The organism is Roseibium sp., assembly GCF_025698965.1.
Taxonomy (GTDB): domain Bacteria; phylum Pseudomonadota; class Alphaproteobacteria; order Rhizobiales; family Stappiaceae; genus Roseibium.
On sequence record NZ_JAILWL010000171.1, the window covers coordinates 1 to 11,766 of the forward strand.

11 protein-coding genes are annotated in these 11,766 nt (G+C 54.4%); 3 read left to right on the forward strand and 8 right to left on the reverse strand.

The genetic code is table 11. The features are described from left to right. The 5 genes from K5905_RS15065 to K5905_RS15085 form a co-directional block, all read right to left on the reverse strand. A partial coding sequence (locus K5905_RS15065; protein ID WP_297585392.1) for an ABC transporter ATP-binding protein occupies positions 1–1,524 on the reverse strand: 1,524 nt, incomplete at its 3' end. Positions 1,525–1,537: 13 nt separating this feature from the next. Beyond that, complete coding sequence (locus K5905_RS15070; RefSeq protein WP_297585395.1) at positions 1,538–2,620, reverse strand: ABC transporter permease; 1,083 nt, start codon at positions 2,618–2,620, stop codon at positions 1,538–1,540. A 92-nt stretch (positions 2,621–2,712) separates the two neighbouring features. Continuing rightward, on the reverse strand, positions 2,713–4,065 hold the full coding sequence (locus tag K5905_RS15075; RefSeq protein WP_297585419.1) for a CmpA/NrtA family ABC transporter substrate-binding protein: 1,353 nt from the start codon (positions 4,063–4,065) through the stop codon (positions 2,713–2,715). Between the two features lie 426 nt (positions 4,066–4,491). Beyond that, positions 4,492–5,601, reverse strand: a complete 1,110-nt coding sequence (locus K5905_RS15080; protein ID WP_297585398.1) for a CmpA/NrtA family ABC transporter substrate-binding protein — start codon at positions 5,599–5,601, stop codon at positions 4,492–4,494. A 58-nt stretch (positions 5,602–5,659) separates the two neighbouring features. After that, positions 5,660–6,247 carry an ANTAR domain-containing response regulator gene (locus K5905_RS15085; protein ID WP_297585401.1) on the reverse strand — a complete coding sequence of 196 codons (588 nt, stop codon included), beginning with the start codon at positions 6,245–6,247 and terminating at the stop codon, positions 5,660–5,662. 299 nt (positions 6,248–6,546) lie between these two features. Between K5905_RS15085 and K5905_RS15090 the strand changes: the two genes are divergently transcribed. The 3 genes from K5905_RS15090 (at position 6,547) to K5905_RS15100 (ending at position 8,875) form a co-directional block, all read left to right on the forward strand. After that, entirely contained in the window at positions 6,547–7,299 is a 753-nt protein-coding gene (locus K5905_RS15090) for a trypsin-like serine protease (protein WP_297585403.1), read from the forward strand. Positions 7,300–7,443: 144 nt separating this feature from the next. Further along, positions 7,444–8,256, forward strand: a complete 813-nt coding sequence (locus tag K5905_RS15095; protein ID WP_297585405.1) for an NAD kinase — start codon at positions 7,444–7,446, stop codon at positions 8,254–8,256. A gap of 94 nt (positions 8,257–8,350) precedes the next feature. Beyond that, positions 8,351–8,875, forward strand: coding sequence for an Hpt domain-containing protein (locus K5905_RS15100; RefSeq protein ID WP_297585408.1), 525 nt, complete (start codon positions 8,351–8,353; stop codon positions 8,873–8,875). A 29-nt stretch (positions 8,876–8,904) separates the two neighbouring features. Here the strand turns inward: K5905_RS15100 and K5905_RS15105 are convergent, their stop codons facing one another. From K5905_RS15105 to K5905_RS15115, 3 genes are all read right to left on the reverse strand, one after another. Next, positions 8,905–10,065, reverse strand: a complete 1,161-nt coding sequence (locus tag K5905_RS15105; protein ID WP_297585411.1) for an ATP-grasp domain-containing protein — start codon at positions 10,063–10,065, stop codon at positions 8,905–8,907. A 199-nt stretch (positions 10,066–10,264) separates the two neighbouring features. Continuing rightward, on the reverse strand, positions 10,265–10,573 hold the full coding sequence (locus tag K5905_RS15110; protein ID WP_297585413.1) for a hypothetical protein: 309 nt from the start codon (positions 10,571–10,573) through the stop codon (positions 10,265–10,267). Positions 10,574–11,529: 956 nt separating this feature from the next. Continuing rightward, a partial coding sequence (locus tag K5905_RS15115; protein WP_297585416.1) for a hypothetical protein occupies positions 11,530–11,766 on the reverse strand: 237 nt, incomplete at its 5' end.

Below are 11,766 nucleotides of genomic sequence, written 5' to 3' on the forward strand. Positions count from 1 at the left end.
CATCATCACGACCCGGTCGGCGAGCAGGATGGCTTCATCCACGTCATGGGTCACACAAACCGCGGTTACCTGAGTGCGCTTCCAGACATCCATCAGAACGTCCTGAAGTTCCCATCGCGTCAGGCTGTCGAGCATGCCGAAGGGCTCATCCAACAGAAGCAGTTTCGGCGACAATGCAAAGGCACGGGCAATACCGACACGCTGTTTCATTCCGTTGGAAAGGTCCGCCGCCGCCTTCTGCATTGCGTCACCCAGACCAACCTTGGAAAGGTAGTATTCGATGACGTCGCGCTTTTCGGCGCGCGAGGCGTCCGGATAGACCTTGTCGACGCCCAGTTCGACATTCTCATACGCTGTCAGCCAGGGCATTAGACTTGGCGCCTGAAACACCACTGCACGATCAGGACCCGCCTCGATCACATGCGTGCCATCCAGAACGATCGCCCCTTCGGTTACCGGATTGAGACCGGCAACCATTGACAGCACCGTCGACTTGCCACAGCCCGAATGCCCGATCAGCGTGATAAACTCACCCTTGGCCATCTTCAGCTCAAAGCCATCGACAACAGTGAGTGGTCCCTTGGGGGTGGGATAGACCTTCTTGAGCTGCGAGAATTCCAGATACCGGTCCTTTTGAACAGTTTCTGAAGCCCTTTCATAGGCAACTGGCAGCTTGTCTCCATCCCTGTTGCGTTGAGTGATCGGTACAATGTTCGGCAGCAAGATTTCGCGTTCGAAATCGATGCCGCGCTCAGCACCAGCCTCCATCAGGTACTCGGTCACGTCAGCCCGCAAACTGATGAACGCCTCATCGTGATTGAGCTCCGCTCGGTCCCTGGGGCGTTTGAACGGCACCTTGAACTCCGGTCCCAGGGTCGCCGGTGTCCCGAGTTTCAGAGGAATGATCCGGTCGGCCAGCAGAATGGCCTCGTCCACATCGTTGGTGATGAGAACAATGGTCTTCTTTTCTTCCTCACAGATGGCTGCAAATTCGTCCTGCAGCTTGGACCGGGTCAGAGCATCCAGCGCCGACAGGGGTTCATCCAGAAGCAGAAGCTCAGGCTGCATGGCAAGTGCGCGCGCGACAGCTACACGCTGTCGCATCCCACCGGAGAGTTCCGCCGGTTTGCGGTCCCTGGCATGAGCCAACCCGACCATCTCGATGTATTTGTCGCCAATCGCCTTACGCTCTGCCGCACGCTTCTTCTTGAAGACGCTATCCACAGCGAGCGCCACGTTACCGGCAACCGTCAGCCACGGCATCAGAGAATAGGATTGAAAGACAACGCCTCGATCCGGGCTCGGGCCCGCAATCTCCTTTCCCTTGAAGATCACCCCACCTCGATCCGCCTTAATCAGGCCTGCCAGCAGCGATATGAGTGTTGTCTTGCCGGTCCCAGAGAAGCCGACAATCGCAATGAACTCACCCTCTTCGACCTTGAGATTGATATCTTCCAGCACATCCGTGCGTCCGGCACCTTCACCATAGGATTTCGACAGGGCCGAGATTTCAAGAAATGACATAGCCAATCACCCCTTAGCGGTTTGCAGAGAAGGTGAAGGCGCGCTGTAGGGCGAACATCAGCCGATCCAGCATGAACCCGATAATGCCAATGGTCAGAACGGCCACCATGATCTTCGCAAGCGACTGGGAAGAGCCGTTCTGGAATTCATCCCAGACGAACTTGCCGAGCCCGGGGTTCTGCGCCAGCATTTCTGCTGCAATCAGAACCATCCAGCCCACACCGAGCGACAGGCGCAGACCGGTGAAAATCAGCGGCAATGAAGACGGCAACACCAGCTTTGTGACGGTTTTCCATGTTGGCAGCTGCAACACGCGGCCGACATTCATCAAGTCCTTGTCGACAGAAGCAACACCCAGCGCAGTGTTGATCAGTGTCGGCCACATGGAACACAGCGTCACGGTCACGGCCGAGATAAGCAGAGACTTGGACAGCCAGTCTACCGGGTTGGCATAGGTCGCCGATACGATCATGGTCACGATCGGTAGCCAGGCGAGTGGCGACACCGGTTTGAAGATCTGGATCAACGGATTGATCGCGCCATTGAAGGTTCGCGACAATCCCGAAGCAATGCCAAGTGGCACCGCGATAATCGTTGCGATCAGAAATCCGAGCCCGACCGTCTTCAGTGAGGTACCGATCTGATCGAGATAAGTCGGCTTGCCTGTATAGGTGCGCCACTTGATCTTGTCGGTCTTGCCCTCTGTCTCAAGTTTGGCGTTACGCGTATCCTGGCGCTCGTAAAAAGCGGCTGCCTTTTCACGTTCACGCACATGATCGTCCCACAGATTGATCGCCTGCGACCAAACCTGCGCGGGTCCGGGCACCGCTCCAAGTGAGGTTTGAACCTGGGGCGCCAAGGCTCCCCAGAGGACGAGAAAGGCTACAATGCCCAGGAGCGGGATCAAAAGTACGCGCCTGAGTTCTCCAAGCTGCTCCTTCGGGTTGTCGCCGGCAGCCATCTTCAAAAGCGGCACAGTCCAGGACAGACCAAGCGCATCCAGCCAGCCGGCTGCTTTGTTTATTCGTGTGAAGAGCTTCTCCCGGCGCGCGGCGCGGGCAAATTCCTGACCGCCTGCGGTATCGGCATTGGCCATGTTATGCGTCCTCGTATCGTGTATTCGTTATTCGATTTCTTGAAAAAAGGCGGAGCGGCGTGGCTACCAGTCGCCGCTCCAGTTTGGGGTCGTTATCCTCCCACGACCTCGTTTCCGTCGACGACCTGCTTGCCTTTCAGCCCGATTGGCAGGCTGTCGATATAGGCGTTCGGCTGTTTACCGTCGTAGGGAATACCGTCGATGATGTCGGTGGCCGGGGTCGGAGCCCGGTAGCCGTCGGTGTCCCAAGGAAAATCTTGCCGGGCGACCTGGCCTTCCTCAACCAACAGTTCAGCGGCTTTCAGGTAGATGTCCGGGCGATACACCGATCTGGCGACTTCGTCGTACCAGCTGTCCGGCTTGTATTCTGCGATCTGACCCCAGCGACGCATCTGCGTCAGATACCAGACCGCATCGGAGTAGTAGGGGTAGGTCGCAAAGTAACGGTAGAAGACGTTGAAATCCGGAACGTCGCGCTTGTCGCCCTTCTCATACTCAAATGTGCCGGTCATGGAATTGGCGATCACATCCGCGTCAGCGCCGACATATTCCGACCTCGCCAGGATTTCGACGGCTTCCATGCGGTTGGCATTGTCGTTCTCATCAAGCCACTTGGCCGCACGGATCAGGGCTTTGGTAAGTGCAAGCGTGGTGTTCGGATAGGTTTCGGTGAACTCCTGTGTCAAACCGAAAACCTTCTCTGGATTGTTCTTCCAGATCTCGTAATCCGTGATGACCGGTACGCCGATCCCCTTAAAGACAGCCTGCTGGTTCCAGGGCTCGCCGACGCAGTAGCCGTAAATCGTGCCAGCCTCGAGGGTTGCCGGCATTTGTGGCGGTGGCGTCACCGATAGAAGTGCGTCCGCACGGATCTGACCGGATATGTCGGCATCAGAATAAAAACCCGGATGTATATCTCCGGACGCAAGCCAATAGCGAAGTTCGTAATTGTGCGTGGACACAGGGAAAACCATGCCCATGTTGAATGGTTTGCCCTCGTCCTTGAACTGTTCGACGACCGGCTTCAGCGCTGTTGCCTTGACTGGATGCACCGGTTTTCCATCATCCTGCATCTCAAGATGCGGCTTCATAAGTTCCCAGATCTCGTTGGAAACCGTGATGCCGTTGCCGTTCAAATCCATGGAGAACGGGGTAACGATATGCGCCTTGGTGCCAAATCCGATCGTGGCCGCCAGCGGCTGCCCGGCAAGCATGTGAGCACCATCCAGCTCACCGGTGATGACGCGGTCCAGCAACACCTTCCAATTGGCTTGCGGCTCCAGCGTGACAAACAGACCTTCTTCTTCGAAATAACCAAGCTCATAGGCGATCGCGAGCGGCGCCATGTCGGTCAACTTGATGAAACCGAAGGTAAGTTCATCTTTCTCGACATCCAGCATGTCGGCCAGTGCGCCGGAGGCAGGCACCAAGGTCGTGGCTGCCATCAAGGCGCCAAGCACAATCCCGTGGGTGTGTTTCAGGTTCAATGCCATCTTTATGTCCTGTTCCCTCTCTTGTCCCTCGCCCGTGAAACGGGTTCGGACTCAAACAAAAAAGCCGCCGACTGACCCTGCATGTATGGGAGGAGGAACCATGCAAGTCAGATCGGCGGCTTTGCCTGAGCGCCCCACGCTGGGCGCGATATAAGTTGGGCCAACATTGGCCACGCATTCTTCAAAGCACGAAGCGTGCCAGTTTATTGAATTCCAAAATTCTCTTTGTTTTTAAGTCGCTTGAGTGAATTCTGGCTTTTGACTGTCTTTTTCCAGATGCACTAAATGTCAGCTGATCGAAAATGCAATTGACCGTTTTTTGTGCATTGCAGCGAAGCGGCTCGCTAATTGGCACTTCGTCAGGCCGACTGCACCGGTTCAATCGCCTGGTGTGTCGAACAGCCGGATCTTTGGCATTTGACTAGGCATCGGCAGGTTCAATGCGGCCCGATAGCGTTCTGGCGAATAGACCTGTTCCACGAGCGCCAGCCCCTTAGCTGACCGGGTGGCCTGCCCCCAACGCACCATTTGTTCGTAAAACCAGACGCCATGTGCCTTCGTCGGCATTGCCCTCTCTCCACCTGCAAAGGTCAGAAAGTCCGGAATGCGTCTTTCGGTACCTTGATCCAAACGCAAATTTCCCGACAAGGCAGGCAGGCACAGTTCCAGTGGGCCCTCCAGAAGACCAGGGCCGGACAGAAGCCGCGCCAGCTCGAAATGATTGCCTTTTTCGGCACACCAGTTCGCCGCCGCTGAGATCGCACGCATGAGCGATGCCAACAGGTCGGCGTTTTTCTCTGCCCAGGCCTGCGTGACACCTAGGACCTTTTCCGGACTGTTCGGCCAGATCGCCTGCTTGTAAGTGACGATGCGCCCAGTCTCTGCCAGCACAGAAGCGGTGTTCCAGGGTTCGCCGACGCAATACCCGTCCAGTTGCCCTGTCGCGAGTGCATCCGCCATCAGTTGCGGCGCCAGAACGGTGATCTCGACATCTCCGTCAGGGTCGATTCCAGCAGCAGCGAGCCAATAGCGCAATTCATACGCGTGACCGGAAAACGGATGCACAATACCGAAATGAAGCGGTGGTTTGCCCGCGGCCTTTCGATCTGAAATCACAGTTGAAAGCGCATTGCCGGTGGATACCGGATCACCGCTTTCATCAGCTCCTTTTGCCTCCATCTCGGACCAAACCGCGCGCGAGACGGTAATCGCATTGCCACCGAGGCCAAGCAGCATCGGTGCCTTCATGGGAACAGCGAGACTGGTGAGATTCAGACTGGAGGCAATCGGCATCGGCGCCAACATGTGAGCAACATCAAAATGCCCGACAGCAATTCGGTCGCGGATATTTGCCCATGACGTCTCCCGCACAAGTTTGAGCTCGATCCCTTCCTGTTCGGCAAAACCCATTTCCGAGGCGATTACCAGAACTGCACTGTCGAGAAGCGGGATGAAACCGGCGATGACCTGAGTTAACTGCCTAGCCATTGTCCTCCACTTTCAGTCTTCCCGCTCCGTTTCGAGCCATGATCGGGTTTTCCATTCATCAAGCTCCCAGCAATCCGCTGGCAATCACCAGGCTTTGCGCAACCTCAATGATCTTGCGATTTTGATTCATGGCGGTACGTCGCAAGAGGTCGTAAGCTTCCTGTTCTGACAGCCCCCTGGACGTCATCAGGATGCCTTTGGCCTTGTCGATTGTCTTGCGGTCCGCAAGCTCCGTTCGGGCTTCTTCCAGCTCTTCGGCAAGTTTCGAGAACGCGCGAAACCGGCTGATCGCCATATCCAAGATAGGTTTCACACGCTCCCGCTTCAGTCCATCGACGACATAAGCGGAAACGCCCGCGTCGACGGCCGCATCGATGGAATGGCTGTCTGCCCTGTCGACAAACATGGCAATGGGCCGGTGAACCGCTCGCGACACTTGAAACATGTGTTCAAGCCTGTCGCGATTATGGTTTTCAAGGTCGATGACGATAACGTCCGGATTTATTTCCGAAATCTGTCGCACCAGGCCTTCCATCTGATGAACAAGAATGACGTGATCATGCCCGGCATCGTGCAGTCCTTGCTCGATGATCGAGGCGCGAATCTTGTTTTCATCGATGACAAGTATGCTCAGCCCACCACTCATGCCTCTATTATGCGCAAGGCTATTTTTTATGCAACGAAAATGCTGCGACGCAATAAATTCCCCTGAAACCAAAGCGGCCGAATTCGCGAAAAACTCTGAAATCACTTAGTCTTTAAGCGATTCACAAACCTGTTCATTTTGATAAGGTGGTCTCTCGGCCAAGCTCTGTTCTAAACAAACCGAAATTGCCGAACGACTTGTTTGAACCAGGACCTGACGTCTTGCCAGCATCTTTGAAAATACGCCCCTTGATCTCCTTTCCGACCGCCCGGTTTTCGGCGCTGCTCTCAGGCATTTTAATGTTGGCGACAGCACCTTTGTCACAGGTTGCCACGGCCGAAACAGACTTGAAGGTAATTGATAGTGCCGATCATCCCTGGCAATCGATCGGGCGCGTGAATTTTGCCGGATACCGAACCACTTCAATGTGCACCGGCACACTGATTGCTCCACGCATTGTCCTGACGGCTGCGCATTGTTTCTACAACTTACGCTCCATGAAACCGCTGCCAGTCGATGATGTGCTCTTCATTGCCGGCGTTAGACGAGACAAATATGCGGCTAGGCTGGAGGCCGAATGCCTTTTAACGCCTGATGGCTACGCTCTTTCTAAACGTCCAAAGCTGCAGGATATTCACAAGGATGTCGGCATCATCATCTTGAAGGAAGACAGCACCCTTCGACCTGTTCCTGCTTTGAGTCCCGACGATGGCACTTCGCTCACAGTCGACAGTCGGTTCCAATCTGTCGGGTATCGACGCAGCCGCCGTTATCTACCAACACTCGTGCCAAATTGTCAGATTCTTGGTACCGCTGAAAAAGCCTGGATCACGAGTTGCGAAACGGAAAAAGGCGCGTCCGGTGGCCCGCTCCTCTTTCAAACGCCTGAAGGCTTGCGCGTTGCCGGTGTGACGTCAGCCAAGCTCGATGGCAATCGTTCGGCAATCGTCCCGTTTCTGGAATGGCAGGACTTGCTGAAATCCGCATCTTGCAATGACGGAGGACCAACGAAGCAATTTCCATCCGCTCCCTCCACCGCCAATGGCGATTGAGTGCAGGCATTCAGGTAAAAATTTTCTGCCCCTCAGCGACAATGCCCGCTATGGTGTAATCCCAGTTCTCCAGCCGACCGGGCATTTCTTCGTAAACGTCTGGTCGATCAGAGAAAAACGACTGCTGCAAAGATCCGTCTGACCATGAACCAATCTGCGCCTCCTCCTCAGAAACCTCGGCTCCAGCCGGTTTCAACGGAAAAACTGGCCTTCGTCGCCAGCGAGACAGAAGAGGCGCGCGCGGCCCTTCGCAGCCTGTCGCATCGCTATGGCAACTTCCCTGCCGACAAGGCTGACGCAATCATTGCCCTGGGTGGTGACGGTCTGATGCTTCAGACGCTCCACAAACATATGGGAAGTGGCAAACCGATCTACGGAATGAACCGCGGTTCGGTTGGTTTCCTGATGAACGAATATCGGGAAGACGACTTGCCCGAGCGGCTGGCCAAGGCTGATATCACCACAATTCGCCCACTTGAAATGACGGCAACGGACGAAGAAGGCAACTGCCACAAGGCACTTGCCATCAATGAAGTTTCATTACTACGGCAAACATCTCAGGCCGCCCGTCTGAGAATTTCGGTCGATAACCGGGAACGGCTTGAAGAACTTGTCTGCGATGGCTGCATTGTCGCGACACCTGCTGGCAGTACCGCCTATAACCTTTCCGCGCACGGGCCCATCCTGCCCATTACTGCTCAGCTTCTGGCCCTGACCCCCATCAGCGCCTTCCGCCCTCGCCGCTGGCGCGGTGCCCTGTTGCCGAACTGGGCTCAGGTGGACATCGAAATTCTCGACCCCAGAAAACGCCCGGTCAGTGCGTCGGCCGATCATACCGAAATTCGCCGTGTGACTCACGTGTCAATCAAGGAATCGACCGATGCGGAAGGCGTAATCATGTTCGATTCCGACCATGGCTGGGACGAGCGCATCCTCACGGAAATGTTCCGTTATTAGAGCAGGCTTTGGCAACAGCCTGTTAAGTATGTTTGCCGATACTCAGGGCCAGCAATCTCCTTTGCTGCCCTGTGAAACAAGGACACGCGCAAATATGGCTGACACTGCCAAGGATCAAGAATACGAAATCGTATCCCCACCGTCCGATTTGCGCAGCAAGGTTCGGGAGCTGACCCCGCGCGAAGCCAAAAAGTTCGATCCGGTTAAAGCGGCGGAAGCCGCACTTGGGCGCCTGTCCCAACATTTTGGCAACTGGATGGACAACGAAACCAAGGCATTGATGAGCGCCTGGGGTGAAATCCAGTCCGAGGGCATGTCGGAAGAAACGCTGGCAAAGCTTTACCAGGCCGCGCACAACATCAAAGGCCAGGCGCTCACTCTCGGGTTTCCGCTTGTCGGTCGGGTCGCTGCAAGCTTTTGCCATCTGATTGAAACCGTACCAACGCCCGAAAAACTGCCGCTCACGCTAACCGAACGCTATGTTGAAGCGATCCGCGCCATGGTCATTGAAGGCGCCAAGGACGAAGCCAACAAGACCGGTGTAGAATTGCTGGACACGCTTGAAAACGTGACCACTGAATTTCTCGCTCAGTTTCCACCGAAGGACAACGAAGGCTGACCAAGCAGCCTCCTTCACAGCCTCACCATTCAGCCGGCATCAGGCAACGGGGTTCCATCCCAGACGATGTCATTGAGGAATATGTCTGAAAAGGACTTATGCTCCTCATAGGCTTGGTGCTTGTATTGCGAACGTGCCAGAAATGAATAGAGAAACGGCAGATAGTCCCGCTGTGAAACCAGCGCATCCCTGCCCGAAAGAAGGCTTTTGATTACTTCTGGAGTGCTCTGCGTCGTCGCACGTCCATAGACGAGGTACGAATCATACTGTCTCGACATGCCGGCTGGAGCATGGAACAACTCCTCGTCACTGTTCAGGATCGCCTCTCCAAGTATTCTTTCATCCGTCAGGAATACACCGGCGGTCACACGCGGATTGCACTCCATGAGAACCGGGCCATTGTCGGTGCGCCGATAGTCGAAACCGATGAACCCGGTGTATTTGTAAGCGCTGCAAACTGCCGTCACGATGGCAACCGCCGCCGGATCTTCGATGGAGGTAAAACGCACAGAATACCCGCCTCCGGCAGCAATCGCAGGCTCGTAAACGGCGACCACAACGGGCCTCCCTTCATGCGCGATGCACATGACACAGGTATCCTTGCCCTCGACATAGTCCTGAACAAGCCAGGGATTGGAGGGGGTCGGTGAACATTGCTCGATCTTTTTGCTGTCCAGCGCTTCACCGTGGTTTGTCAGATGACCAATACCTGCACGAGAAAAGGCCGGCCGGGCAAAGAAATCATCAAACCTAGAAATGGCTTCGACCATTTCGTCGTGACTGGATACGATTTCTGTTGCCGGTGTTTTCAGACCTAGTCTTTCACAGACCGCAACAAATGCTGCCTTGTCGTGAAGTTCGGCGAGCACATCGAACTCAGCAGCAAACCTGGGGACCGGAAGATAGTCGGCATAGCGCGCAAGATAAATGCTGTCTTCGAAAGTCGGCAGAATAAGATCGATTGAGCGTTCATCAGAAATTCTGGCGATCTCTCTCGTATAACCTATAGGGTCTTGCGATGCGGCTGGAACGATATGAGCTTTATCGATGAAACGGGAATGCAGCGCTGGGGCAACGTCGAAACTGTCCGCCACCTCGACGGTCGCGCCTGCCTTGTGCAGGGCATGAACCACTCCGGTTGCAGGCATGAACCGTCCTGCAGTGACAAGAACCCGCTTGCGGTCCGACATTACCTTCTCCCTCAAAACCGGATCTGCACTGAGCCTGAGAATACATGGCAACGAGCCGGCGACACAATCTGTAATGGAAATACAGTGACAGGTCTGAAAAGATGTTCAACTAAGACGGACCCTGTTGGCTGACAAATCAATGCGCTCAGCCAACTGCGACCAGATCAGTCGCTCAATGTTGAGTTGAAGACCTCCGGCATTAGGCATCATCCGGAACGCAGGCATTCGCGGATGCCGGTGCTTCACAAATTGCGGCTACATCACCGTTCTTATCGAAAAACGTCACTCCAAGACCATCTTCCTTGCGCTCGACCATACCAAATCCGAAATGATTGAAACCGAAGATGTCGCCGTTAACATCATGACCGACAGGAAGATCGTCAACCTGCCCTTCCGGCGTGGTGTAGAGCCATACACCACCATTGCCAAAAGTAATCTGGACAGGATTATCAGGTGTGGTGACAAGTTGTGCGAAATGCAGATCACCGGCAATCACAGCTGAAACCAATCTGGAATGCCCGTTCCAATAAAACTGGCAACATCGCGAGACCGCTGCGGGACATCCGAATGATGACCGTTTTGCCCCGACTGAAGCAATCGGGATCCAGCGAACAGTCTCGAAGCGTCAATCAGGACTTATCTAATCTTGAGAGCGTCGTTCGACGTTTCTGTTCCACACTAATGTCTACATCGATTTCGATGCACCGAAATAGAAAGACCACGCGAATGTGCCTTTGACGCAATGGCATTCGTCGCCAATACGAGCAGTGAGGTGACTTCGCTTAGCCGCAACTGTGGCAAGCGAAAAAGGGTCAGTTCCCGATCCCCCCAACAAAGCCGAAATTAGTTGTGAATTTTTGCCGGAACCGCCCGCATACTAGCTGGTTCTGAACAACGGCAACTTTGCGTTTGCCTTACAGCGATGCCCAGAATCCCTATGCGCCACATGTTTGCATAGATGCGTCAAATCTCAATCAAGGTCGTTGTCGCCAGCTGTTTGACCGCGAGGTTATTCTGTTCTTCACGGAGTGACTTGGATCGCGTCATTCACGCGATCAGGCCTCATCAGACGCGAGCAATTAGGTTCTAGTATCGAAATCTGGGTATGAAGAAAACATGCGGATATCAGCAGAAACAAAGGTTCTTGACTCTGAGGCTATATATCGAAATATTTCGATATGTGGACTTGGAAAAATCAATATCTGCCCTCAACAACCCTATTCGCCGCAAAATCCTGGAGTGGCTTAAGGACAGGTCGAACTTTCCACCTGCTCTGCCAGAACACGCTGAATTGGAAGGTGTTTGCGTCGGATACATCCAGGAAAAGGCGCAATTGTCCCAATCTACAATTTCAAACTACATGGGACTCTTGAAACAAGCAGGATTTGTGGTTGCCGAGCGACACGGTCAATGGACGTTTTATCGGCGCGACGAAGACAATATTCGAGCCTTCCTTGCAGTCGTTCAGAATGAATTGCTGAACCCCTGACGGTCAGGATTATCCAATTTGCGCGGGCGATCCAAACGACTATATCGAGAAATCGAAATATACAGATGGAGAAGTACATTGGCATTGCGGAACAAAACTTCAGAAGAAGTATTGGCACAGCCCCTGGATCTACCGTGCGGCGCAAGTTTGAAAAACAGACTGATTAAAGCTGCAATGTCCGACTCGCTAGGAGACGGGACAGGAAACGTCAC